This is a genomic window from Halioglobus sp. HI00S01 (assembly GCF_001635445.1).
In the GTDB taxonomy this organism is placed as follows: Bacteria; Pseudomonadota; Gammaproteobacteria; order Pseudomonadales; family Halieaceae; genus Halioglobus; species Halioglobus japonicus.
Genome location: NZ_LWEE01000010.1, coordinates 72766 through 98324, shown reverse-complemented (window position 1 = coordinate 98324; position 25559 = coordinate 72766). Strand labels below are relative to the sequence as shown.

25 protein-coding genes are annotated in these 25559 nt (G+C 58.5%); 6 read left to right on the top strand and 19 right to left on the bottom strand.

All coding sequences use genetic code 11. From position 1 onward, the window contains the following. Positions 1 to 30 precede the first annotated feature (30 nt). Positions 31 to 1407 carry a cysteine--tRNA ligase gene (gene cysS / locus A3709_RS02420; protein WP_066049570.1) on the bottom strand — a complete coding sequence of 459 codons (1377 nt, stop codon included), beginning with the start codon at positions 1405 to 1407 and terminating at the stop codon, positions 31 to 33. Between the two features lie 5 nt (positions 1408 to 1412). Continuing rightward, entirely contained in the window at positions 1413 to 3071 is a 1659-nt protein-coding gene (locus A3709_RS02415; protein WP_066049567.1) for a glutamine--tRNA ligase/YqeY domain fusion protein, read from the bottom strand. A gap of 192 nt (positions 3072 to 3263) precedes the next feature. On the opposite strand from A3709_RS02415, the gene A3709_RS02410 reads away from it, so the two are divergent. Both A3709_RS02410 and A3709_RS02405 read left to right on the top strand, forming a co-directional pair. Then, positions 3264 to 3761 carry a peptidylprolyl isomerase gene (locus A3709_RS02410; RefSeq protein WP_066049564.1) on the top strand — a complete coding sequence of 166 codons (498 nt, stop codon included), beginning with the start codon at positions 3264 to 3266 and terminating at the stop codon, positions 3759 to 3761. Further along, entirely contained in the window at positions 3762 to 4478 is a 717-nt protein-coding gene (locus A3709_RS02405) for a UDP-2,3-diacylglucosamine diphosphatase (RefSeq protein ID WP_066049561.1), read from the top strand. Positions 4479 to 4508: 30 nt separating this feature from the next. Here the strand turns inward: A3709_RS02405 and A3709_RS02400 are convergent, their stop codons facing one another. After that, a complete protein-coding gene (locus A3709_RS02400; RefSeq protein ID WP_066049557.1) occupies positions 4509 to 5123 on the bottom strand; it encodes a tRNA-(ms[2]io[6]A)-hydroxylase in 615 nt (204 codons plus the stop codon). A 111-nt stretch (positions 5124 to 5234) separates the two neighbouring features. Continuing rightward, positions 5235 to 5705: a DUF1289 domain-containing protein gene (locus A3709_RS02395; RefSeq protein ID WP_066049555.1), complete on the bottom strand. Its 471-nt coding sequence runs from the start codon at positions 5703 to 5705 to the stop codon at positions 5235 to 5237. A gap of 191 nt (positions 5706 to 5896) precedes the next feature. Here A3709_RS02395 and A3709_RS02390 point away from each other — a divergent pair, with 191 nt between their 5' ends. Next, a complete protein-coding gene (locus A3709_RS02390) occupies positions 5897 to 8698 on the top strand; it encodes a bifunctional aconitate hydratase 2/2-methylisocitrate dehydratase (RefSeq protein ID WP_066049553.1) in 2802 nt (933 codons plus the stop codon). 140 nt (positions 8699 to 8838) lie between these two features. Here A3709_RS02390 and A3709_RS02385 read toward each other — a convergent pair whose 3' ends face one another. The 5 genes from A3709_RS02385 to A3709_RS02370 form a co-directional block, all read right to left on the bottom strand. Then, complete coding sequence (locus A3709_RS02385; protein WP_066049550.1) at positions 8839 to 9870, bottom strand: right-handed parallel beta-helix repeat-containing protein; 1032 nt, start codon at positions 9868 to 9870, stop codon at positions 8839 to 8841. Next, complete coding sequence (locus A3709_RS02380; protein WP_156507538.1) at positions 9854 to 10243, bottom strand: hypothetical protein; 390 nt, start codon at positions 10241 to 10243, stop codon at positions 9854 to 9856. Before A3709_RS02380 ends, A3709_RS02385 begins: the two co-directional genes overlap by 17 nt. Before the next feature lie 104 nt (positions 10244 to 10347). Continuing rightward, positions 10348 to 10614: a hypothetical protein gene (locus A3709_RS24405; RefSeq protein WP_231871081.1), complete on the bottom strand. Its 267-nt coding sequence runs from the start codon at positions 10612 to 10614 to the stop codon at positions 10348 to 10350. Further along, a complete protein-coding gene (locus A3709_RS24400; RefSeq protein ID WP_231871080.1) occupies positions 10611 to 11102 on the bottom strand; it encodes a DUF1295 domain-containing protein in 492 nt (163 codons plus the stop codon). Before A3709_RS24400 ends, A3709_RS24405 begins: the two co-directional genes overlap by 4 nt. Before the next feature lie 236 nt (positions 11103 to 11338). Next, positions 11339 to 12067 carry a TetR/AcrR family transcriptional regulator gene (locus tag A3709_RS02370; RefSeq protein WP_066049544.1) on the bottom strand — a complete coding sequence of 243 codons (729 nt, stop codon included), beginning with the start codon at positions 12065 to 12067 and terminating at the stop codon, positions 11339 to 11341. A gap of 114 nt (positions 12068 to 12181) precedes the next feature. Between A3709_RS02370 and A3709_RS02365 the strand changes: the two genes are divergently transcribed. The 3 genes from A3709_RS02365 to A3709_RS02355 are packed head-to-tail and all read left to right on the top strand — an operon-like array spanning position 12182 to position 14912. Next, positions 12182 to 12616: an MAPEG family protein gene (locus A3709_RS02365; RefSeq protein WP_066049541.1), complete on the top strand. Its 435-nt coding sequence runs from the start codon at positions 12182 to 12184 to the stop codon at positions 12614 to 12616. A 5-nt stretch (positions 12617 to 12621) separates the two neighbouring features. Then, positions 12622 to 13800, top strand: a complete 1179-nt coding sequence (locus A3709_RS02360) for a trans-acting enoyl reductase family protein (RefSeq protein WP_066049539.1) — start codon at positions 12622 to 12624, stop codon at positions 13798 to 13800. A 5-nt stretch (positions 13801 to 13805) separates the two neighbouring features. Further along, positions 13806 to 14912 carry a DUF2855 family protein gene (locus A3709_RS02355; protein ID WP_066049536.1) on the top strand — a complete coding sequence of 369 codons (1107 nt, stop codon included), beginning with the start codon at positions 13806 to 13808 and terminating at the stop codon, positions 14910 to 14912. On the opposite strand, the gene A3709_RS02350 is transcribed toward A3709_RS02355, so the two are convergent. The 10 genes from A3709_RS02350 to accD all read right to left on the bottom strand — a co-directional run bounded on the left by A3709_RS02350 (position 14882) and on the right by accD (position 25552). Next, complete coding sequence (locus A3709_RS02350; protein ID WP_066049533.1) at positions 14882 to 15376, bottom strand: GNAT family N-acetyltransferase; 495 nt, start codon at positions 15374 to 15376, stop codon at positions 14882 to 14884. The genes A3709_RS02355 and A3709_RS02350 overlap by 31 nt on opposite strands. Further along, entirely contained in the window at positions 15376 to 17361 is a 1986-nt protein-coding gene (locus tag A3709_RS02345) for a DUF3488 and transglutaminase-like domain-containing protein (RefSeq protein WP_066049530.1), read from the bottom strand. Before A3709_RS02345 ends, A3709_RS02350 begins: the two co-directional genes overlap by 1 nt. After that, positions 17358 to 18356, bottom strand: coding sequence for a DUF58 domain-containing protein (locus tag A3709_RS02340; RefSeq protein ID WP_066049527.1), 999 nt, complete (start codon positions 18354 to 18356; stop codon positions 17358 to 17360). Before A3709_RS02340 ends, A3709_RS02345 begins: the two co-directional genes overlap by 4 nt. 8 nt (positions 18357 to 18364) lie before the next feature. Next, positions 18365 to 19285: a MoxR family ATPase gene (locus A3709_RS02335; protein ID WP_066049524.1), complete on the bottom strand. Its 921-nt coding sequence runs from the start codon at positions 19283 to 19285 to the stop codon at positions 18365 to 18367. Positions 19286 to 19306: 21 nt separating this feature from the next. Further along, entirely contained in the window at positions 19307 to 20509 is a 1203-nt protein-coding gene (locus A3709_RS02330) for an O-succinylhomoserine sulfhydrylase (protein WP_066049522.1), read from the bottom strand. Positions 20510 to 20519: 10 nt separating this feature from the next. Next, positions 20520 to 22043 carry an amidophosphoribosyltransferase gene (gene purF / locus A3709_RS02325; RefSeq protein ID WP_066049519.1) on the bottom strand — a complete coding sequence of 508 codons (1524 nt, stop codon included), beginning with the start codon at positions 22041 to 22043 and terminating at the stop codon, positions 20520 to 20522. A 19-nt stretch (positions 22044 to 22062) separates the two neighbouring features. Next, entirely contained in the window at positions 22063 to 22575 is a 513-nt protein-coding gene (locus A3709_RS02320; protein WP_066049516.1) for a CvpA family protein, read from the bottom strand. A gap of 64 nt (positions 22576 to 22639) precedes the next feature. Next, positions 22640 to 23326, bottom strand: coding sequence for an SPOR domain-containing protein (locus A3709_RS02315; protein ID WP_066049514.1), 687 nt, complete (start codon positions 23324 to 23326; stop codon positions 22640 to 22642). After that, a complete protein-coding gene (gene folC / locus A3709_RS02310; protein WP_066049511.1) occupies positions 23323 to 24618 on the bottom strand; it encodes a bifunctional tetrahydrofolate synthase/dihydrofolate synthase in 1296 nt (431 codons plus the stop codon). Before folC ends, A3709_RS02315 begins: the two co-directional genes overlap by 4 nt. Further along, on the bottom strand, positions 24611 to 25552 hold the full coding sequence (gene accD, locus A3709_RS02305) for an acetyl-CoA carboxylase, carboxyltransferase subunit beta (RefSeq protein ID WP_066049508.1): 942 nt from the start codon (positions 25550 to 25552) through the stop codon (positions 24611 to 24613). The genes folC and accD overlap by 8 nt, the downstream gene beginning before the upstream one ends. Positions 25553 to 25559 lie beyond the last annotated feature (7 nt).

The following is a 25559-nucleotide window of genomic DNA, read 5'->3' as shown; positions in this document are numbered from 1 at the left end:
TTTTCAACCGGGGCCTAATTTGTCCGGGACTTAGCCCCGCTTCCACTTGGTTCCCTCGCGGGAATCTTCCAGTACCACACCCTGCGCCAGCAGGGATTCACGAATCTCATCGGCACGTGCAAAATCGCGGTTCTTTTTCGCGGCAGCGCGCTCATCGATCAACACTTCAATATCTTCCGCTGAAATGTCGCCATCGGCGCCACCGGCCTGCAGCCACTCCTCCGGGTCCTGCCCCAGAATACCCAACAGGTTACCCGCGGCGATGATGCGTGCCTTGAGCGCCGGCTTGTCGGCGTCCGTGGCCTTGTTCAATGCCTTGGCCAGGGCGTGAATTTCGGCGATGGCCACGGGGGTATTCAGGTCGTCGTTGAGCGCAGCGTAGAAGGCTTCATCCGCCAGCGGCACATCCATTTCAAGTTCGATGTCGGCGACTTCACGCAGGGTGCTGTACAAGCTATCGAGTGTGGATTGGGCCTGGTCGAGCAATTCTGCAGAGAAGTTCAGCGGTGAGCGGTAATGCGCAGACAGCAGCGCAAACCGCAGCACCTCACCGCGATAACTGTCCAGCAGATCGCGCACAGTGCGGAAATTGCCCAGCGACTTGGACATCTTCTCACCGTCGATATCCAGGTAGGCATTGTGCATCCAGTAATTGACGTAGTCACCGCCGTGGGCACAGCGGCTCTGGGCGATCTCATTCTCGTGGTGCGGGAAGATCAGGTCGCGACCCCCGCCGTGGATGTCGATGGTTTCGCCCAGGTGCTCGCGAATCATTGCAGAGCACTCCAGGTGCCAGCCGGGTCTTCCTCGGCCCCAGGGGCTGTCCCACCCCGGGTCGGCGTCATCGGCTGGTTTCCACAGTACGAAATCGCCGGGATGACGCTTGTAGTCCGCCACCTCAACCCGAGCACCGGCGAGCATGTCGTCCAGGGAACGGCCGGAGAGCTTGCCGTAATCTTCCATGGATTCCACGGCAAACAATACGTGCCCCTGCGACTCGTAGGCATGGCCCTTCTCCACTAGCGTCTGGATGAGACGGATCATGGGCTCGATGTTGTGCGTGGCATGGGGTTCCAGCGTGGGCGGCAGGGCGTTGAGCTGGGCCATGTCTTCGCGGTATTTGACGGTGAACTCTTCGGTAACCTCATCAATACTGCGATTGCCCTCGTGGGCTGCGGTAATAATCTTGTCGTCGACGTCGGTGATATTGCGAGCGTAAGTTACCGTGCCGTAGTGAGTTTGCAGCAGGCGGAACAAGGTGTCGAACACCACCACCGGGCGCGCATTGCCGATATGTGCAAGGTTGTAAACCGTGGGGCCACACACGTACATGGTAACTGTGTCAGGTACGAGTGGCTCAAAGACCTGCTTTTCGCCGGCCATGGTGTTGTAGATCTTCAGGCTCATAGGTGTTATCCGTTCCAGGTGTCGCGCAGGCCAATGGTTTTATTGAACACGGGCTTATCACTGCTGTGATCGAAACGATCAGCCACAAAGTATCCCTCGCGCTCAAACTGGAAGCCCTGCTCTGCTTCGGCCTTGGCCAGCGAGGGCTCCAGCACTGCATGGGTAGTCACGCTCAGCGACTCCGGGTTGATGTGATCCATGTAGTTGCTGTCACCCTTGTCAGGGGCTTCGTGGTTAAACAGGCGGTCGTAGACGCGAACCTCCGCGGGCACACCGTGGGCGGCAGACACCCACTGGATCACGCCCTTGGGTTTCACGCCGTCTTCGGGGTTTTCACCAATCGTATTGGGAATGGTATGGGCATGCACTTCAACAATGTTGCCCGCATCGTCCTTCACCACCTCATCCGCTTCGATAACATAGGCGTTTCGCAGGCGCACGCGTTTGCCCAGCACCAGGCGCTTGTATTTCTTGTTGGCCTCTTCGCGGAAGTCATCTGCATCAATGTAGACCTCACGGGTAAACGGCACAACTCGCTCGCCCAGATCTTCACGTGACGGGTGATTGGGCGCAGTGAGTTCCTCGACCTTGTCCTCGGGGTAGTCGGTCAGCACCACTTTGAGCGGGTTGAGCACGGCCATAGCACGCGGGGCGTTCTCATTGAGATCTTCGCGCACAGCGAATTCGAGCATGGCGACATCAACAACACCGTCTTTACGGGTCGTGCCAATCATCTCGCAGAACTTGCGCAGGGCCGCAGGGGAATAGCCGCGACGGCGCATACCGGAAATGGTCGGCATCCGCGGATCGTCCCAGCCAGCGACAACGCCCTCGTCCACCAGCTGCTTGAGCTTGCGCTTGCTGGTCACGGTATAGCTGGGGTTGAGACGGCCGAATTCGAACTGGCGCGGGTGGCTTGCCACAGGCAGGTTGTCGATAAACCACTCGTACAGCGGGCGATGATCCTCAAACTCCAGGGTACATACTGAATGGGTAACACCCTCGATCGCGTCTTCCTGGCCATGGGCGAAATCATAGGTAGGGTAAATCACCCAGTCAGTGCCGGTCTGATGATGGGCCACCTTGCGAATGCGGTACATGATCGGGTCGCGCATGTTCATGTTCGGCGAGGCCATATCGATCTTGGCGCGCAGTACTTTAGCGCCTTCATCGAACTCACCCGCCTTCATGCGCGCCAGCAGGTCGAGGTTTTCTTCGACGGTACGATCGCGGTAGGGGCTGTTTTTGCCGGGCTCAGTCAAGGTGCCACGATATTCCCGGGCCTGTTCGGCGTTCAGGTCACACACATAGGCTTTGCCCTGCTCTACCAGATGTACAGCCCAGTCATACAACTGCTGAAAGTAGGAGGACGCGAAGCGGACGTCGCCGTCCCAGCGATAGCCCAGCCACTCGACATCTGACTGGATAGACTCGATGAACTCCTGGCTTTCTTTCTCCGGGTTGGTATCGTCAAAGCGCAGGTTGCAGCGGCCGCCATTGGCCTCGGCCAGGCCGAAGTTCACGCTAATCGACTTGGCATGCCCGATATGCAGGTAGCCGTTGGGCTCCGGCGGGAAGCGGGTGACCACCTCGGTCACTCGGCCAGCGTCGAAATCCTCGGCGATAATGTTCTGCAGAAAGTTGCTTGCAGGGGTATTGTCCATAAAGTCAGTCAGGTCTGGAAATTAAAAGGGCGCATATTATAGCCACGAAAAGGCTGCGCTAATAGGCTCAGGCTGGGGCTTTGGGGTGCGCTTGGCAATTTCACCGAAGTTAGGCTGCGCCGCGGTTTCGCGGGCAACAAAAAGCCCGTATTATTGCCAGCCCGCAAGAACATACACCCACAGGGAAGAACTATGGTCATCATTCGCACCACTTTTGGCGAAATCAAACTCGAACTGGACGCAGAGAAGGCGCCCAAGACCGTCGAGAACTTCATCTCCTACGCCCGTGACGGCTTCTACGACGGCACCATCTTTCACCGTGTCATCGATAACTTCATGATCCAGGGTGGCGGCTTTGATGCCGACATGCAGCAAAAATCCACGGGCGAGCCCATCGAAAACGAAGCCGACAATGGCCTGAAGAACGACTTCGGCACCATTGCTATGGCCCGCACAATGGACCCTCACTCCGCCACAGCACAGTTTTTCATCAATGTGAAAGACAACGACTTCCTCAACCACTCCGGCAAGAACATGCAGGGCTGGGGCTATGCCGTATTTGGCAAGATCACTGAAGGCTCCGAAGTGCTGGACAAGATCCGCGCCGTACCCACCGGTTCCGCCGGCGGCCATCAGGATGTGCCGGTTGATCCGGTCATCATTGAATCCGTGGAAGTTGTTGAAGGCTAAGTGCAGCGCACGCTCTTCATATCTGACTTACACCTGGACCCTGCCAGGCCCGATGTCATTCGGGCCCTGGCGGCGTTCCTCGACCACAACACCGACTGCGACGCGCTCTATATTCTCGGCGACTTGTTCGAAGTCTGGGTCGGTGACGACGATGACGCCCCCCTGGTTGCCGAGATGCGCGACCGCTTCCAGGCCTTTACCAAGGCCGGGCCCTCACTGTATTTCATACACGGCAACCGCGACTTCCTGCTCGGCGACGACTTCGCCACCGCCTGTGGCGGCCAGTTATTGCCCGACCCCACCCTGATTGAACTTTATGGCACCCCCACCCTGCTCATGCACGGCGACAGCCTGTGCACCCTGGATGAGGAATACATGCAGTTTCGCGCAATGGCACGCAGCCCGGCCTGGCGGGACGAAATCCTGTCCAAGCCCCTGGACGAGCGCCGCGCGATCGCCGCGCATATCCGCGCTGCCAGCAGCGAAGGCAATTCCAACAAGGCCGAGGACATTATGGATGTCACCCCGATCGAGGTGGACAAGATCATGGTTGAGGCCAGCGTCAGCCGACTGATACACGGCCATACACACCGCCCCGCGCGCCATCAGGTGGCGAACGGCGAGCGTATTGTACTGGGGGACTGGGAAGCGTCGGGCTGGTACATAGACGCCAGATCAGACTCAATTGAACTTATTGATTTCGATATTAATCAATAATTTATAGCCACATATTAAAGCTATAAGTAGCTAAGCAGGCACCCCGCTGTGAAAGCGAAATTCCTCATCCGCTGACTCGACCAACTCTCGCTCAGCAGCCAGCAACACGTCGAGGCGCTCAGCCACCTCTTCCGCAGAAGAGGCCTCCTCGGCCAGCTTTAGGTAGTCGGTAAAGTGACGCGACTCCGACTTCAGCAGCGAGGTGTAAAAGCTCCCTAACTCCTCATCGAGCTCGGGCGCAATACAAGCAAAACGCTCGCAGGAGCGCGCCTCAATAATGGCTCCCACCAACAGGGTATCCACCAGCCGCCCTGGTTCATTACCGCGCACGTGCTTGCGCAGCGACCCGGCATAGCGAGCGGCAGATATCTGCGGATAGTCCACGTCCCTCTTCTTCATAATGGCGATGACCTGCTCAAAGTGACGCAGCTCTTCCCGCGCCAGCCGTGACAGCTTGTTCAGCAACTTATGATTGTCCACATACCGATACATGAGGTTCAGCGCCGTACCCGCCGCCTTCTTCTCACAGTTGGCGTGGTCCACCAACATAATCTCAGGATTCTCCAGCGCCCACTCCACCCACGCCCGGGGCGTAGGACACGCCAGAAACTCGAGAATATGACTGATATCAACCGTTTTGCTCATCCAAACACCTTGGGGTCAGGTCTCATTTTTCTCAGACAACCCTGGGGTCAGGTCTCATTTTTCTAAGTTGTCTGAGAAAAATGAGACCTGACCCCAGGGTTTTCGGAGGCGTTAGCGGCCTGACCCTCCAAATAAGTCGGGGACCGCGATGTAGCGGTCGTAGTGGGCCTGGGAGAGTAGCAGGAATTCGGCGTCGATCTGGTCGCGCAGCACTGGCAGCGGGGTCTCGCGCCAGGGCAGGTTCACCTCGAAGCCGAAATCCTGCGGAGTCTCGATCTGCCCGGCGCCGGCTTTCAGTAGACTGAACAGCCAGCAGTATTCGTCATGGTGCTCAGTGAATCGCACATTCTGCACCTCGAGCTGCCATTTGAGCAGCGCCTTGTCAGCAACCTGTAACTTATTGCTGACACACTGGGACAGGAAGTCAGCAAGGCGCTCATCGACAATACGCTTCTGGTCCTGGGAGTAACTGTTCCAGTGAATCACTTCGTGACTGAAGCGCTTGCAACCGCGGCACACACTGTCACCAATGCCGGTGGAACAGACTCCAATACAGGGGGTTTTGACGGGGGGCTGCAACATGGACGGAAACGACTACTCTAAAGGGCAGCGAGTGTACGGTATCACCTTGGTGAATGCACGATATAGAACTTGATTCATTTAAATTATATGCCCTCTGTTATATACTTCGCGCCGATTTTTACTCCACAGTGGCCGTCTGCCCCTACCCCCAGGCACGCGGCTGTCACCACCCGATAGAGGAGCTCTACACCATGAGTTTGTATTCTGAATATCTGGCAGAAATCGAAACCCGGAAAAACGAACTGGGCCTGCACCCGAAGCCGATCGACAGCGCTGACCTGCTGTCTGAGATCATCGCCCAGATCAAGGACACTGGCAATGAACATCGCGAAGCGTCCCTGAACTTCTTTATCTACAACACCCTGCCCGGCACCACCAGCGCCGCTGGCGTAAAGGCCAAGTTCCTCAAGGAAATCATCCTGGGCGAAGCAGACGTTGCAGAAATCGCTCCCGAGTTCGCCTTCGAACTGCTGTCACACATGAAAGGCGGTCCTTCTGTTGAAGTCCTGCTCGACCTGGCCCTGTCCGGCGACGACGCCGTCAACAAGCCAGCAGCTGAAGTCCTGAAGACCCAGGTCTTCCTGTACGAAGCAGACACCGACCGTCTGGAAGCGGCCTACAAAGATGGTAACGCCATCGCCAAAGACATTCTCGAAAGCTACGCCGCGGCGGAGTTCTTCACCAAGCTGCCTGACATCGATGAGAAGATCGATGTGGTTACCTACATCGCTGCCGAAGGTGATATCTCCACCGACCTGCTCTCCCCCGGCAACCAGGCGCACTCGCGCTCTGACCGTGAACTGCACGGCCAGTGCATGATCACCCCCGAAGCGCAGGCAGAGATCAAGGACCTGCAGGCCAAGCACCCCAACGCCAAGGTAATGCTGATCGCCGAGAAAGGCACCATGGGCGTGGGTTCCTCGCGCATGTCCGGCGTGAACAACGTCGCCCTGTGGGCCGGTAAGCAGGCCAGCCCCTACGTACCCTTTGTGAACATTGCTCCAGTGGTTGCCGGTACCAATGGCATTTCACCCATCTTCCTGACGACCGTTGGCGTGACCGGCGGTATCGGTCTGGACCTCAAAAACTGGGTGAAGAAGACCGACGCCGACGGCAACACTGTGACCGACGAGAACGGCGACGCGGTACTAGAGCAGGCCTACTCCGTTGAAACCGGCACGGTGCTGACCATTAACACCAAAGAGAAAAAGCTCTACAACGGCGACCAGGAACTGGTCGACGTATCTGCCGCGTTCACGCCGCAGAAAGTCGAGTTCATGAAAGCCGGCGGTTCCTACGCAGTAGTTTTCGGCAAGAAGCTGCAGAACTTCGCCGCCGAGACTCTGGGTGTTGAAGCTCCCGCAGTCTTCGCCCCCTCCAAGGAAATCTGCCACGAAGGCCAGGGCCTCACTGCCGTTGAGAAAATCTTCAACCGCAACGCTGTTGGCGTCACCGCTACTGACCCGCTGCACGCCGGCTCTGACGTGCGCGTCAAAGTGAACATCGTCGGTTCCCAGGACACCACCGGCCTGATGACTTCCCAGGAACTGGAAGCGATGGCGGCCACCGTGATCTCACCCAGCGTTGATGGCGCCTACCAGTCCGGCTGTCACACCGCCTCTGTATGGGACAAGAAAGCCCAGGCCAACATCCCCCGCCTGATGGCCTTTATGAACAAGTTCGGCCTTATCACTGCACGCGATCCCAAGGGCGTTTACCACGCCATGACCGACGTGATCCACAAGGTTCTGAACGACCTGACCGTTGACGATCGCGCCATCATCATCGGCGGTGACTCGCACACCCGTATGTCCAAAGGCGTTGCCTTCGGCGCCGACTCCGGCACCGTGGCTCTGGCATTGGCGACAGGTGAAGCCACCATGCCAATCCCTGAGTCCGTCAAAGTGACCTTCAAAGGCCACATGAAGGAATACATGGACTTCCGTGACGTGGTACACGCCACCCAGGCGCAGATGCTGAAGCAGTTCGGCGAAAACGTCTTCCAGGGCCGTGTAATCGAAGTTCACATCGGTACCCTGTTGTCCGACCAGGCCTTTACCTTTACCGACTGGACCGCAGAGATGAAGGCCAAGGCCTCTATCTGTATTTCCAACGATGAGACCCTGGTTGAGTCCCTGGAGATCGCCAAGGGCCGTATCCAGATCATGATCGACAAGGGTATGGATAACGCTGCACAGACCCTCGCCGGCCTGGTCAAGCTCGCCGAAAAGCGCATTGCCGAAATCCAGAGTGGCGACGTACCGCCGCTGGCACCTGACAATAGCGCCGAATACTACGCCGAAGTCGTGGTCGACCTGGACGTCATCGACGAGCCCATGATTGCCGACCCGGACGTAAACAACGAAGACGTGTCCAAGCGCTACACGCACGACACTATTCGTCCGATCTCCTATTACGGCGGCAACACCAAGGTAGACCTCGGCTTTGTGGGTTCCTGCATGGTGCACAAAGGCGACATGCAGATCATCGCCCAGATGCTGCGCAATATCGAAGCCGCCAACGGTAGCGTAGAGTTCAAAGCACCGCTGGTAATCGCACCGCCGACCTACAACATTGTTGACGAGCTCAAGGCCGAAGGCGACTGGGACATTCTGTCTAAATACGCTGGCTTCCAGTTCGACGACGACAATCCCAAGCAGGACGCCCGCACCAAGTACGACAACGTCATGTACCTGGAACGCCCGGGATGCAACCTGTGCATGGGTAACCAGGAGAAGGCAGAGAAAGGTGACACCGTGATGGCCACCTCCACTCGCCTGTTCCAGGGTCGTGTGGTAGAAGACAGCGACGAGAAGAAAGGTGAGTCGCTGCTCTCCTCTACCCCGGTCGTCGTGCTCTCCACCGTGCTCGGCCGTACGCCAACCATCGAAGAGTACAAGGCAGCCGTTAATGGCATTAACCTGACCGACTTCGAGCCGCCCAAGGAAGAGCTCACCGTCGAGGCAGCACCGATCAAGATCGTGAACGGCTAATCGCCTTCACGCTCTGTTGAGCAACAAAAAGGCCCGCTTCTTGCGAAGCGGGCCTTTTTTTGTGATGTATAAAAGTCAGACGGAAAGCTAACGCTAGCGACGCAATCTCCGCGCGCCCACCCCGGCCAATGCCAGAACACTCAGCCAAAGCAGACCAAAGGCAGTGCTGGCACCGGCGTCGGCAAATCAGGTCGTACCGCACCCGCCAGGTTGCGAATCGGCGCACTGAGGAAGCCGGACAACAGAATATCGCCGGAGGAGCTATCGATCACATTGCTCGCATCGGCCGCGGCATCACCCGTACCATCAGGATTTTTGCTCGGGTGCGTCGGGCCGGGGGCATTGCCCCACCAGTTACCCTTGGCGTCGACAACCAGGCCGTCCTGCAGATCTTCGTTAAGCGCGTCTATTTGTATGCCCGCGGTGGTGTTACCGAAAATATTGGATGAGGACACAAACATTTCCGACATGGCATCACCCGAGTCAAAACGCATCCCCACGCCATTGCCACTCACCTCGACACCCCAGATCACCATGCGCGCGGCCTTCTCGGGCAGATCTCCGCCACACCATCCATCCAGTTCGATACCAGGACCATCCGGATGACCGGTGAAGACCGAGTTATTACTCTCGACAACAAAACGACCATCAATCTCCAGGCCGCTGTCATCAGAAGGAGACTGATCATTATCTTGGGCGCGAACACCAGTGACGTATGCCTCATTGGCGTCTTCAATATCAATACCATCACTGCCGTTGTCGGACGCAGTGACGTTAGATACCCGAGCAATGCCATTGGTCGCTCGCTTCAGCAAGCCATCCCCCTCACTATTACTGACGGTGACATTATCAATAGTAATGTTGGCGGCAATGTTCTCGCTTGTTTCCTGATCAAAGCCAAAGCGAATACCTACACCACTGTCGTTACCATCCGCGCTGGAATTTCGCAGGGTGATGTTGTGGGATCTGCCGCCAACAATCTGCTCGGGGGACGCCTCGATATTGTTTTCACCATTATTGTTGACAGTCAGGCGGTCACCCATAAAATCGGAACCGTTGCCCGACAATTCCACCAGGATACCGTGACCATCCGTGTCATTTGCGATGATGTCCGTTAACGTAACATCGCCCTCGATGCTGATATCGATGCCCTCGTCACCCGGCGCCTGCACTATCAGGCCGGCCGCGGAGAAGTCGCCGGTAATAGGACTGCCCGCAATGGCTTGATCGGTCCCACCCTTTCGTCACGGCACCCACAGCAGGATTACCCGCACCGTCCAGCGCCTGGAAGCTAATTGCCCCCGGGGGGCCGCCATTCATTAAATCCAGGTCAATCAACTCATTATAGGTACCTGGATAAATGCGGATATCTGCAGGCAGCGAAACGGCGATCACCGCCGATTGAATGTCCACATGGCAGTTGGCATTGCCACCACAGGTATTTGCGGGGTCGACGAATTGAGTATCGGCCGAAGCCATTCCTGAGGCGGCGGCCAGGAATGGCAGCGAGCCTATGCCCACAAGACGGGAAAAATGACGCTTCAAAATGAACTCCAGTGTTAATCTTTGCCCTCGGAGCACAGTGGGTCACATGTTATTTTGACCATATTCTAGCGCCATTCAATGAGTGTTGACTGTCCTCTGCGAGATCACGCGGGGCCCGCCTCAACGCCACCGCCGGCGCGACTTGGCCCGGGGAAGAACTGATTGGTCTGCAGCTGATAGGCGGCGCAACCTGGCCGCTTCTGCACCGAGTAATACTCAGCAGGCTTGGCACCGGTATAGTGCACGAGCGTGACGTACATACATCGGGAGGTGAACATCAGCCCCAATCCCAGCAATACCCAGATCACCATATCCAACTCACCATACAGCGCCCACCAGGACGGCAGCGCCGCCAGCATCAGACATTTCACACCATCCATTCCGCAAAGTAGTTGGGGTGGCGGCTATAGCGCCAGAGGCCCACGTTACAGACAGCGAGGTTGTCCCCTGATGCCTGGGGGCGTTTGATGAAGGCCTTTTTCTGCATATCCGCCACGCTCTCCATGGCAAACGCAGCTATCCACAGCAGCAACGCAACCCACTCGAGTGGATGGATCGCCGGATAGGGATTCAGCCACATGACAAATGCAGGTAATGCCAGGAAGGAGGCATTCGCCAGCGCCTGCACCAGCACTTCCACCTGCCGGATCAGTGGAATGTTAGTAATGCCAGCCTTCTCCCAGCGGCGTTGCTGGTATTTGTAGCGCGGCAATTCAACATCGATGTGGCCATCGCGCCACATGCGCAATGCGAAAAAAACCATACGCAAACCGATAAACAGATAAATCGCGCTGACAGCCAGAGTACGGATATTCAGGTGCTCGCTCATCGCCAGCACGATCACCCCAATAACTACCACCCCCCAGGGCCAGCCGATATCTACATAAGAGATTCGCCCCGCACGCCAGGCGGTATGCACACAACGGGAATGAATAGTGCCAGCTGAGTCAATACATTCACCCAGGCGATGGAAGATAACGGCGGAGTCACGAGGAGCAAAAGCCAGCCCAACAAAAACACCGATAGTGGTTTGATGTAGTTCACTCGTGGGCCTCCAGGCCAATACACGGGAGTTGCGAGTTCAGTGGTATGCCTCTATCCCCTGTGTCCTATCAATCGATTCAACGCATCTATGACATAATCTGCAAAGGCCGTCACATCCGTGCCGGCACTGCGGAAGTACCAGGGCTTCAGGTACCAGTCATCCACCACCGCCAGCACCATGGCCGCCACCAGCCGCGGCGATGCACAATCGTAATCACCCTCCTTTACACCCGCTTCAATCATAGAGGCCAGTGATTCCACCAACACTTGCTCTACTTCCTTGACCTGGCCTTTTTGTTCCACAGGCGCGTTCTTGGTCTCCATAAACACAAAGAAGTACCAGGGGCGGAACAATTCGGTCATGAATATCTGCGCCCGGACATGGGCCTCCAGACGCGCGTGACGCGCCTCCTCTGGCGGCAGCAACGCGCGGTTCACCTCGGTAAAGGTCTGCCCTACAAACTCGATGAGCATCGACGAAAACTGATCTTTACTGCCGATGTAGTTGTATATGCCGCCCATGCTAATCCCCGTGGCGTCGCACAGGTCGCGGGTGGACATGGCGTGAAAACCGCGGTTGGCCGACATCTCAAAGATCGCCTCCACGATGAGCTTCAGCTTGGGCAGCGCCTGGGTCTCACTGCGCACCTTGATCCGGTCACAATTCGCTTTAAAGAAATACTGGTAAACATTCTCTTCGTTCAGCGGCAGCGTGGCCCTGAACGCCTCGTAGCTTTGATGGTTAGGCCAGTCGCCAGCCTTTGAACGGTCTGCCTGCATCGGCGGATAGCTCCCTTCATCCTTGTAATACCGGGCGACTATACCGGAAAACCTGTTGACGAGCGAGCGCTCGCTCTTTTATTATCGCACCACATTCACCCAGAGTGCGCTCTCATGCCCATTGCCGAGACCTACCACCTGGCCCTGCTGGGCCTGCTTATTGTCGTTGTCACCCTGGTCACCCAGATGCTGGTGGCGGCTGTCAGTAAAGCCAAACAACCCGGCGCTGTTCCCGGCAAAATGGATAGCGCCCTGAGCCACGCCTCATTTGTATTTCGCGCCAACCGCACCTTTGCCAACTCCGTCGATAACACGCCCGCCCTGCTCGGCGCTGCCTTGCTGGCGATTGTCGCCGGCGCAGGCGCGAACTGGGTCGGCATCTGGGTCTGGGTGTACGCGCTTGCCCGTATCACCCATATGGCGCTCTACTACGGGATCGCCACGGAGAGGAATCCAAGCCCGCGTACGCACTTCTTTTTTCTGGGGCTGATAGCCACTATCGCCCTGCTCATTCAAGCCGGCCTCGCGCTGGCATCAACAGGATCCTGATCTCCATGAAAGACAATCGAGAATTTGACGTCATCATCTATGGCGCCAGCGGTTTTACCGGCCAACTCATCGCTGAATACATGGCCACACGAGCGGCTGAGGAAACCGGTCTACGCTGGGCTCTAGCAGGACGGAACGCCGACAAGATTGCCGCAGTCGTCGCTGAGTCTGGCCTGCCCGCCGACGTACCCGTCATCGCCGCCGACTCCGCAGACCAGGACGCCATGAATGCCCTGGCGGCGCGCACTAAAGTCATTCTCACTTCCGTGGGCCCCTACCAGATGTACGGCTCACAGTTAGTGCAGGCCTGTGCAAGCAACGGCACAGACTACGTCGATCTCTGCGGCGAACCCAACTGGATGCGTGAGATGATCGACCAACACCAGGCAGCAGCCCAGGCCTCCGGAGCACGCATCGTATTCTCCTGCGGCTTTGACTCTATCCCCTCGGACCTCGGCGTACACTTCCTGCAGCAGCAGGCCACCGCGCAATTGGGCAAGCCCCTGCCCCACGTGCGCGGTCGTGTCCGCGCCATGAACGGCGGCGCTTCGGGCGGCACGGTAGCGAGCATGCAGGCCACCATGGGTGCAGCCATGAAAGATCCCGCCGTGGGTGCGTTGCTCAAAAACCCTTATGGCCTCGCGAATCCCGGATTTGATGGCCCCAAGCAGCCCTCCAGCCACAAGCCCAGCTACGACGAGGGCCTCGGCAGTTGGGCAGCGCCGTTCGTCATGGCGGTGATCAACATTCCCAACGTACACCGGTCGAACTTCGTGCAGGGCTACAGCTACGGCGAGGACTTCACCTATTCAGAAATGCTGTTGACCGGCCCGGGTGAGAAAGGCGAGAAGATCGCCAATGCCATGGCCGTTCCTTCCCTCACTGGCAAGGGAGATACACCCCAGCCCGGCGAGGGCCCCAGCCGCGAAGAACAGGTGGCGGGCAATTTCGATCTGTTGTTCGTCGGTGAAAATGACGCAGGCGACACGGTCAAGGTCTCGGTCGCCGGTGATCGCGACCCCGGCTATGGCTCCACCTCGCGAATGATTTCCGAGGCAGCCCTGACCCTGGCGTTCGACAATGTCGAAACCGCTGGTGGCATGTGGACACCAGCCTCCGCCCTCGGTGATAAACTCATCACCCGCCTCGGCGCACACGCCGGCCTGACTTTTAACGTAGAGTAAACACCATGAATGAGCGCCAACGCTTGCTGATTAACCGCGACCAACTGGACGATGTGAAGTGGCACAGCGAGGCGCTCCCCAGCCCTGCCGATGGCCAGGTACTGCTCGCCATTGACAACTTCGCCCTCACCGCGAATAACATTACTTATGCGGCGTTCGGCGACGCCCTGCAGTACTGGGCGTTTTTTCCTGCGCCAGCCGGCAGCGGCATTGTGCCGGTATGGGGCTTCGCGGACGTGGTCGCCTCCAACTGCGACGGCATAGAGGTTGGGGAACGGTTCTACGGCTTCTACCCGCTGGCCTCGCACCTGCTGGTGGAGCCAGCCCAGGTGTCCGACACCAGTTTCACCGACAACGCAGAACATCGCCGCAGCCTGCCAGTGATTTATAACCAGTACCTGCGTACGTCCAGTGACGCGCTGTACGACGCAGACAGGGAAGCAGTGCAAATGCTCCTGCGCCCGCTGTTTACGACGTCCTTCCTGCTGGATGATTTCTTTGCCGACCAGGCCATGTTTGGCGCCCGCGAACTGCACCTGACCAGCGCGTCGAGCAAAACGGCGATCGGCATGGCCTTCTGTTTACAGCACAACCGCGCGAATCGCGATGCAGACTATGTCATTGTCGGGCTCACCTCAGCGCGTAATAAAGCGTTTGTGGAATCCCTTGACTGTTACGACCGGGTAGTTACCTACGACGAGGCGGCGACACTGGGCAACCAGACCCCCAGCGCCATTGTAGACTTTGCCGGCGACGGCACGCTGTTGCGTACTCTCCATGAACAACTGGGAGATTCGCTGCGCTACTCCTGCCTGGTGGGTGCGTCCCATTGGGACCAACGCGCTGGCGCAGGCCCGGATATGCCGGGCCCGGATCCGGTGATGTTTTTTGCGCCCCACCAGGCTGAGAAACGGATTAGCGAATGGGGTGGCGAGCGCTTTGCCCAACACCTGGCAGACCAATGGCAGGCCTTCTGTGATTTCGCCGGCGGCTGGATGGAGATTGATGCCAGCGAAGGTCGCGAGGCTATCGCCCAGACCTACCAGCAAGTCTTGGCCGGGAATTTTTCGCCCCGCAGCGGTTACGTACTCTCAAAGTTTAGCTGCCAGTAACCGACGTCCAGCCACTTCCCCTGCTTAAAGCCCACTTCCGGAAAGTGGGCTACCTGCTCCATGCCGAGCTTTTCATGCAAGGCCACGCTGGCAGGGTTTGGCAGGGTAATGCCACCGATAACCGCATGGATACCTAACGGCTGCAGGCGCGCAAAGAGCGCCTCATAGAGCGCCGTGCCTCGCCCGCCGCCTGTGACACCAGGTTTGAGATATACCGTGCTCTCCACTGAATACCGATAGGCGACACGCTCCTTGAAACGCGCCGCATAGGCGTAGCCAAGCAGCTCGCCGCCCTCCTCCAGCACCAACCAGGGAAACCCGGCGTCAAGCACAGCGTCAATACGCTGAACGAACGCCGCTTCCGTCAGGGCATCCTCTTCGAACGTCGCTACTGTGTTCTCGATATAGTGGTTGTAGATCGCGGCCAAAGCGGCTGCGTCGGCATGACTGACATCTCTAATCATCAATTCACTCGCTTAATAGCGCTCGCCAGTTGCTGCAGCCCGCGCGCCTCTTGTGCGGCCGGTGCATAGGCCAGCGCCTGATACACTCTGTTCACCTCGCCAATCTGCTCGGCCAACCGCGGCAACTGCGCCGATGCCCGTCGCGCATACTGATCCGGCCCTTCTCCGGCACCGCGCTCCACACCCATTCTGGCCAAGCGCTCACAGAACTTGAGGTATAGCCTGTCCATTTCGCGCTGTTGCACGGTTTTGCGTTGCAACATCAGGGTAATCACCACCGGCGCAAACACCAGCACACCGGCCCCGAGCAGCACCAGCGCGAACTTCTGTGCGCTGAATTCGCCGAACCAGTTGCTCAGTAACTGGTACTGCCGATCACTGTCGAAGCCGGTCACCCAGCTCTGCCAGCGGTAGGTAATCGCGTCGTAGCGCAGGCGCAACTGGTTTACCCAGTTCACCCCGCGAAACCGCAGCGGCGACAGCGGTGAATCAGCAAGAAAAGACCCCTCGCCCGACAGCGCCTCCTCGAGCCCAAGCTCGATACGCTCGGGGGATACAGCAGCTGTCGGATCCACCCGCACCCAGCCCTCGCCCTCATGCCAGACTTCCGCCCAGGCATGGGCGTCAAACTGGTGGACAATAACAGTGCCATTAACCGGATTGATCTCGCCGCCCTGATAGCCGGCCACGACCCGCGCCGGCACACCCGCCGCGCGCATCAGGTGCACAAAGGCAGAGGCATAGTGTTCACAAAAACCCGAGCGGGTACCGAACAAGAACGCGTCGATAGAATCCTGCTCAGGCAACAGCGGCGGGCTTAATGTGTACACAAAGGGCTCATTGGCAAACAGCGCCAGTGCCTGGTCGACAATTTCACGACTGCCACCGGAAGCACTGGCCATCTCCCTGGCGAGTGCCCGCATGCGCGGATTGTTGTCGCCGGGCAGACGCAGTTCGACCTCTCTGCGCCACTCGGATAGAGTCGGCTCAAGCTGTGCATCGGGCCAGGTCTGCACTTCGTAGAAGTAGTCGTCCTCGATCTCTGTCATGCGGAACAATCGATAGTCCGCCGCGTTCACAATGCCACTGTCGTTCGAACGACCATAGCGCAGGCTGTACACCCAATGCTGCTGGGTGGGCTCCATGATAATCGAGTAACGCAGTGAGTCACCGACAAGTTCCGGCTCGACCGGTTTGCGCTCATCCGGCGGCGCCGCAAAGTGACTGAGACTGCTCCAGGCACCGCCGCGCAGCCGGCTCATGACAATACCGCGCCAGTACAATTGATCCTGTGCAGGCACGTCGCCCTCAAACTGCACCCGGAATGCCACGTCCCCGGAGCGGCTCAGGCGCGACACATCCCCCGGCTTCATAAAATCCGACATCCCCGTGCGCGCGGCCTGGCTCTTAATGGGTACGGTCCACAGAGGCCCTATGCGGGGAAAAAGGAAAAACAGCACCAGCATCAGCGGAATGGATTGCGCCAGCATCACCGTCGACAGCCGCAGGGGACGGAACGTAAAGCGATCTTCCCCCGGCCTGTGCAGTGCGACCAGCGCGGCGGTCACCACCACGGTGTTAAACAGGCAGAGCAGGACCACTAGGATGTCCTGGCTGAACAGGAACACCGTCAAAATCACAAAGTAGCCCAGGAACAAGAGCACATACGCATCTTTGCGCTCTGACAACTCCAGCAGCTTGAGCGCAAACGCAGTGAGCAACAGCGCCACCGTCGGTTCTAGGCCAACGATGGTGCGGAAACTGAATAAAATGCCCGCAAAAGCAGCCAGAATCAGCCCCAGCTTGACTGGCCAGCGAGGGAACGACCACACACCGCGATACACCATAATGCGCCAGCCGGCTGCCGCCACAAACACCAGCACCACCCAGATGGGAACACGCTGCACGTGGGGCGCTACCAGCAGAAACAGCGCCAGTACAATCCATACCAACGCATTGCGCGGAATCTGTTGCTCGAGCTTCACGAGGGGCCACCCTCGATACCAAACAGCGCCAGCGCCTGCAGAATACGTTCGCGGTGACGTTCACCGACGTCCGGCGCAATGTTCAGGTCCGGGAGACGCAGGCCATACTCCTGCCCCTGCCGATCAAATTCCAGCGCCCAGTAGCACAGGTGGGACAAACGCTGCTCTGTGCCGAGGCCGGGGAACATCTCCCAGTCCAACCACACACTGCGATCGGCATAGGCCGTGTATTGCTTGGTCTGCACCTTGCCGCCGCGTGCCAGGCCTTTCCAGTGGATTTGCCGCAATGAATCGCCTTCCCGATAGTCGCGAAAACCGAAGAAGTCATCGGACCCTGCCACCGGCATAACTGCACCGTCCGGCTGATCTGTGGCCAGGCCAGGCAGTTCGGCACTGGGCAGCGGCCGAGGGTAGACAAGCGCATGTAAATCGAGATCAATCCAGGTCCAACAACGCACCAGGCCTAGTGGATAGGTCGACTCGATACGCAATCTGCCTGGGTGATGCCATCCGCGTGTCTCCACCGGAGCCATCAGGTGGATGCTACCGCTGTCTTCGTCCACCAGATTCAGGCGCGCACTCGACCCCTGTTCAAAGCGGAAAAATACGCCGAAGTATTCGCGTTTCTTGGTGCGCGACACACGCAACTCAAATTCAGTTTGCTGCCCTGGGAAGGCGGGCCTGGCGCGTATTGCCTGTATCTCCAACCCGGACAGATTCGCAAACGTATGCAGGACAGCCAACACAAACAGGGTCGCGAGCAGAAAAGTCAGGCCATAGCTGAGGTTGTTCTGAAAGTTAATCGCCGCCAGCAGCATGACCAACAGGCAAAGACCAAAGAAGAACCCGACTCCGGACGGAAAAATAAACAGGCGCTTCTGGTCCAGGACCACAGATCTTGACGGCGGAATCCGCCGATTAATCCACTCCCGGAAACGCTGCCGCAGGCGGGCGCGAATACCTGGATTAGAGCCTGTTCCCGCTGCGCCGGCCATTGGCGGAATCAGTTGCGGATAACGTCGACGTTGCGCAGCATGAGATCCACCAGCGCCGCGCCGTCACCGGCGTAATCGCCACTGGGCACCAGCCGGTGACCGGCGACTGCGGGTAGCACCATTTGCAGATCTTCGGGCACCACATGGCCTCGATCGTGCATGACCGCCCAGGTGCGCGCACTGTCGAGCAATGCCAGGCCACCGCGAGGCGACAAGCCTACTTCGAACTCAGGGCTCTGGCGGGTATAGGCCAACAGGCGTTGCAGGTAGTCGAGCAGATTATCCGATGCGTGCACATTGGCCACAGCCTCACGAATCGCCGTGAGCTGCTCGGGGCTCACAACCTGAGTCAGCGACTGTACCTCGGCCGCATTGCGCTGAAACATCTCCCGCTCCGCTTGCGGATGGGGATAGCCCAACTCCAGACGCATAAGAAAGCGGTCGAGCTGGGATTCAGGCAGCGGATAGGTACCGGATTGATGAATGGGGTTCTGGGTGGCAATCACGAAAAACGGTTCGGGCAAGGGACGGGTTTCGCCCTCGACAGTCACCTGCCCCTCTGCCATCGCTTCGAGCAGTGCACTCTGGGTGCGCGGCGTGGTGCGGTTGATTTCGTCGGCCAGCAGTAACTGGGTAAAGACCGGCCCAGGATGGAAGCTGAACGACGCATCGTCGCGGTTATAAACCGACACACCGAGGATGTCCGCTGGCAGTAGGTCACTGGTGAACTGTACCCGCTTCCAGGACAGGCCCAACACATCCGCGAGGGCGTGCGACAGTGTGGTTTTACCCATGCCGGGAAGATCTTCGAGGAGCAAATGCCCTCGAGCAAACAGGCAACACAGGGCGAGACGTATCTGTGGTTCCTTACCCAGCAACATCTGCCCTACTTCGGCAACGGCCTTATCGATCACTCCCTGAATATGCATTATTGTTTTCCGCGTTGTGGGTTATGCGAGTATGGCGTCAAAACCCCGCCGCAAATCGGCCTGGATATCTGCCACATCCTCCAGACCCACCGAGACCCGAATCAGGTTTTGGCCGATACCTGCCAACTCGCGCTGCTCGTCGGTAAGCCGCCCATGGGTAGTCGTTGCCGGATGCACTATGGTGGTTTTGGCGTCACCCAGGTTAGCCGTTAGCGACAGAATGCGGGTACCGTCGATACACTGCCAGGCCTGCTCGCGACCGCCCTTCACCTGGAATGACAGCACACCGCCAAAGGCTCGCTGCTGCTGTCGGGCCAGGGCGTGGCCCGGGTGATCTTCCAGTCCGGCGTAGTAAACGCGTTCCACTTCAGGTTGCTCGCGCAGCCAGCGGGCCAGGGTCAGGGCCGAATCGCAGTGTGCCTGCATACGCAGTCGCAGCGTTTCCAATCCTTTCAGGAATACCCAGGCGTTAAACGCACTCATGGTCGGGCCGCAGGTACGCAGAAATGTCTCTACCTCCGCCATATGCTCACTTCGTCCAACCACTGCGCCGCCAACACAACGCCCCTGACCATCCAGGTACTTGGTGGCCGAGTGCATGACAATATCGGCACCCAGGGCAATAGGCTGCTGCAGTGCCGGAGTGCAGAAACAGTTATCTACGACCAACAGGCAATTATTCGCTTTCGCCAATTGCGAGAAGTAGTTCAGATCCGCCACTTCACACAGCGGATTGGAAGGCGTTTCCATGAACAGCATCGCAGTGTCGGGGCGGATTGCCGCCTCCCAGGCTACGGTATCAAGCAAGGGCACGAAGCTGGTCTCAATGCCAAACTTCGCCAGATACTTGCCAAACAGATTGGTCGTGGTGCCGAAAACGTCGCGCGAACACACAACATGATCACCCGCCTTGAGAAGTGCCATCGCTGTCGACAGTATCGCCGCCATTCCCGAGGCGGTGCCTACCGCAGCTTCACCGCCTTCGAGTGCCGCTATGCGCTGTTCAAACGTGCGAACTGTGGGATTGGTATAGCGCGAGTAGACGTTACCCGCTTCCTCACCACCAAAACGAGCCGCGGCCTCGGCGGCGCTGCCGAAAACGTAGCTGGAGGTCGTAAAAATGGGCTCGGAGTGCTCGCCCTCGTGGGTGCGGGCAATACCCGCTCGCACGGCCAGGGTGTCCAGTTCGGTGCCCGCCAGGGGGTCGTCAAAAGTATCAGTCATTGTGGGTGCCTCACGCGTTGTTGTGGATGCCCACAACGGCACCTTCTTCAGTTGCTGCCGCCCGCTTCATGCTCTGGGCCTCATCGTTGCGCAGCGACTCGATGCGCTCGAGATAACCCTTGTCGACGTCACCGGTAACGTACTCACCGCTGAATACCGAACAATCGAAACCACTGATATCGGGATTGCCGTCGGCCGAACAGCGCACCAGGTCATCGAGATCCTGGTACACCAGCCAGTCAGCGCCGATCAATTCGCAGACCTCATCCACGGTGCGGTCGTGGGCAATCAGCTCGCTGGCGGAGGGCATATCGATGCCGTACACGTTGGGATAACGCACCGGTGGCGCGGCAGAGGCGAAAAACACATTCTTGGCCCCAGCGTCGCGCGCCATTTCAATGATCTGGCGACACGTGGTGCCACGCACAATCGAATCGTCCACCAGCATCACATTCTTGCCCTCAAACTCCAACGGTACCGGATTGAGTTTCTGGCGCACGGACTTCTTGCGCTGACTCTGGCCGGGCATGATGAATGTGCGGCCGATATAGCGATTCTTCATGAACCCTTCACGGAATTTGATGCCCAGCTCATGGGCCATCGACTGCGCTGCAATTCGACTGGTATCGGGAATCGGAATAATGACATCGATTTCCAGATCAGGGCGTTCGCGTTTAATCTTCTCGGCCAGTGCAGCACCCTGACGCATCCGGGTTTTATACACCGAAATACCATCCATCAGCGAATCGGGGCGGGCGAAGTACACATGCTCAAAAATACAGGGCTTGAGTTGCGGCGCTTGCGCGCACTGACGGCGATGCAGCTGACCGTCCATATCGATAAATACCGCTTCGCCGGGGGCAACGTCGCCGAGCAGGTTAAAGCCCAGCACGTCCAGGGCCACGCTCTCCGAGGCAATCATGTGCTCTTTGCGGCCATCGGGGCCCTCGCGCTCCCCCACCACCAGCGGGCGAATTCCCAGCGGGTCACGAAAACCGACGACACCGTAATTCACGATCAGGCTGACGACAGCATAGCCGCCGCGGCAGCGCTTGTGCAGCGACTCAACCGCACTGAAGATATCCGTGGCTTCCGGGCTCAACTTGCCCAGTGTCTGGAGTTCATGGGCGAATACATTGAGCAGGACCTCGGAGTCCGAGTCGGTGTTCAAATGACGCAGGTCATCCTGAAACAGCTCGCGCGCCAACTGCTCGGTATTGGTCAGGTTACCGTTGTGAGCAAGGGCAATACCGTAAGGTGAATTCACGTAGAAAGGCTGAGCCAGGGCCGGGCCGGAGCTGCCAGCGGTGGGATAGCGCACGTGGCCAATCCCGATCTGCCCTTCGAGGCGCTGCATGTGATGCTGGCGAAATACATCGCGCACCAGGCCCTCGCTTTTGCGCAGACTGAAACGCCCGCCTTCGCAGGTCATGATACCGGCCGCATCCTGACCGCGGTGCTGGAGCACCGTCAGGGCATCGTAAATATCCGGGGCGACGTTGTGACTCGCTACGAGTCCTACCAGGCCACACATCCTGCGCTTACCTCACTTCTCAGGTTGTCATTTGCGGAACCGGGCCAACGTTAGCGAACACCGCCTGGACCCAATCCGCAAGCATATTCAAATGGGGCATCAGCACTGACTGCTGAACCCACTGCTGGTCTTCGGGCGGCAGCAATTGCTGCACCACATAGGCCAACACAAGGATGATGATCACACCCCGGGCAAATCCGAATACGGTACCCAAAACCCGGTCCAGAACCGACAGTCCCGCCACTGCCACCAGTTTGCTCGCCAGATAAATCACCAGATTGAACAACACCAGTGTGGCGACGAACAGGATGGCGTAGGCGACGATATAGCGCCCGGTATCATGGGCCACCAGGCCACTCATCTGTGCGGCGAGCTGGTCGACAAAACCGTGCGCGATGATAAAGGCGGCAACCCAGGCAAGTAACGACAAAGCCTCGCGCACAAAACCGCGCCACAAGCTCAGCAGCGTCGAAATGGTCAGCACCACGATAATCAGCCAGTCGACCTGATTAAATTGCGCCAGATCTATCATCAGCACCCTCTTACGCGGCGCATTCTAACAAAGCCATGCGGTGCTGAGGAGGCGTAAATTTGTCTCAAGGATAGTACCGCGTAATCATGGTAGTCACCCCAAAGCGGGCGTTAATCTCGCTCTGGATACGCTCCAGGTTGACCTTTTCCACTTTCGGGCCGATGTAGACACGATAAAAAGTCTTGCCGTTGCTGGGCACTTTCTTCACGTAGGCCTTGTGCCCCATGCTCACCAGCTCTGCGCGCAACTCCTCGGCGCGGGTGGCATTACTCAGGCTGGCAACACGCAAAATCCAGGAAATAGGCAAGCCATCAGCGTCCAGCGCGGGCTTCACCGGGGGCTCAGAGCGCGTTTTCGGGGCTTCAGCGACGGGTTTGGCCACTGGTTCTGGATCGGGCTTCGGCTGAGGTGCGGGCTCGGGCTCAAGTGCAGGCTCAGGCGCCGATGCGGACTGATCGTCGGCGATAGGCTCTCCAGCATTGACACCGGGAGGCACTCCCGAAGGATCCAGCGTCAGCCACTCGGTATCAGGCTCGGGAGCAGCGGCGCGTTCAGTGGCCGGTGATGGGCGCAAGCCGGCCATATCAGGCGGCTCCAGCGGCGTGGTCTGAACCTGCGGGCGCGGTGGAATGCGCACATCCTCAGCGCGCTCGCGCTGTCCGGAATCCACAAAAATAATGGGCCAGAACACAATGCCCAGCGCCACCAGGATCAGGGCGCCGACCAGTCGTTGTTTGAGTACGTCATTCATTGTTCTATGGCTTCGCGTTTAGCGCGATCCTTGTCCAGCAGTGGCACCACCGCAGCCACGGTAAAAAATGAGCCGAATACCACCAACAGGTCACCTTCGGCCATCAGCGTCTGCGCCCGGCGAAACGCCTGCCGGAGATTCTTGCTGACACTGATCATGCTCTGCCCCGCTTCGCGCAGAGCCGCGGCGATATCTTCGCCAGCCGCCGCGCGCGGATTATTGGGTTGGTCGGCGACAAACCAGGCGTCGAAGCGTTTGTCACAGAGCGCAACCATGTCCGCTACGGGCTTGTCTTTCATTGCCGAAAATAGAGCAATAACCTTTCCATTACAAGCACTTGCGTCAACTATTTCCAGCATCTTATGAATAGCTGCGGGATTGTGCGCCACATCCAGCAGATAATGACGCCCTGCCATCACAAGCTGCTGTCGCCGCCCAGTGACAACCACGTTCTCAAGAACTGTGGTGAGCTGATCGGGCGCCCAGGCAACCCCCAGGCATGTCGCTGCCTGTAAGGCGCCACAGATATTGGCGGCCAGCAACGGGCCGTCAGCGGCCGCGATGGAAACAGCTTCGCCATCCGCGCCAGTAATCGTCCCCGACCAGCGTCCGTCCTGCCGCTCCCAGCTGAAGTCGCGCCCTGCCTGCAATACGGGACCTGCACCGACCTCGGCTGCGCACTGCCGCAGCGAGCCAGGGGGATCAGGGTCAGCAATAACGACCGGCCTGCCGGCGCGCATGATACCCGCCTTCTCCCGCCCGATGTCTTCGCGGGTGTCCCCCAGCCATTCCTGATGATCCAGATCGATACTGGTAATCACGGCCACTGATGCATCGATGACATTACTGGAATCGAGCCGCCCTCCCAGCCCGACCTCCAGTACCACCACGTCCACCTCCCGAGCGCGAAACACCCACAGGGCGGCCAGGGTAGCGAACTCAAAATAGGTCAGGGACGTTTCACCCCGAGCCTGCTCAATGGCTGAAAACGCAGCGACAATGTCAGCGTCGTCCACTTCCTCGCCCGCCACACGAATCCGCTCGTTAAAGCGCAGAAAGTGTGGCGAGGTAAAGCAGCCCGGCCGATGTCCGGTCACTGTGAGCAGCGATTCCAGCACCGCCACGGTAGAGCCCTTGCCATTGGTACCGGCGACCGTAATCACCCGGCAACCGGGCGCCAGCAACTCAAGGGTCTGGGCCACCGAACGCACACGCTCCAGGCCCAGTTCCATTGCTGTAGGGTGAAGAGATTCCAGGTGCTGGAGCCAGTCCTCCAGCGCGGACTTATTCATCGGCCGGTTCGGCGACCTCTGTGGGGGGTTCCGGGGTTTCTGATTCGACAAACGCTTCAACGGGCTCCGGCTCATCGAGATCGACATTGCCCAGTTTGGCCAACAGCCGCGCCAGGGTGTTGCGCATGTCGGTGCGGTGCACAATCATGTCGATAGCGCCGTGCTCCAGCAGGAACTCGCTGCGCTGAAAACCCTTGGGCAGCTTCTGACGAATTGTCTGTTCGATAATGTTAGGGCCGGCAAAACCTGCACGGGCCTCCGGCTCAGCGACGTTAATGTCACCCAGCAGTGCTAGCGAGGCGGAGACTCCGCCGTAAATCGGGTCCGTCATCACGGAGATGTAGGGCACGCCGGCGAGCTTCATACGCTCGATGACAGCACTGGTTTTAGCCATTTGCATGAGCGAAATCAGCGCTTCCTGCATGCGGGCACCACCGGAGGCGGCGAAGCACACTAGCGGAATACCCTCGTCGAGCGCTACCTGGGCAGCGCGGGTAAATTTCTCACCCACCGCGTATCCCATGGAGCCGCCATGGAAGTTGAATTCAAAGGCAATCGCCACCACCGGCATGCCCCGCAGTGTGCCCTGCATGGCAATCAGGGCATCCTTTTCACCAGTGCTCTTTTGCGCGGCGGACAGGCGGTCGCGGTAGCGTTTCTTGTCCTTGAATTTGAGGCGGTCAACCGGTTCGATATCGGTCAGAATCTCCTCGCGCCATTCCGGGTCGNGAAAGATATCCAGGCGGCGGCGGGCGCCGATACGCATATGGTGGTCGCACTTGGGGCAGACGTCATTGTTGCGCTCAACGTCCGGGCGATACAGCACCGCGTCACATTTGACGCATTTTTTCCAGAGGCCCTCGGGCACGCTGGAGCGTTTGCGCCCCTCGCCCTTGCTTACTCCTGAAGGCAGAATTTTGTCAATCCAGCTCATACGGCTC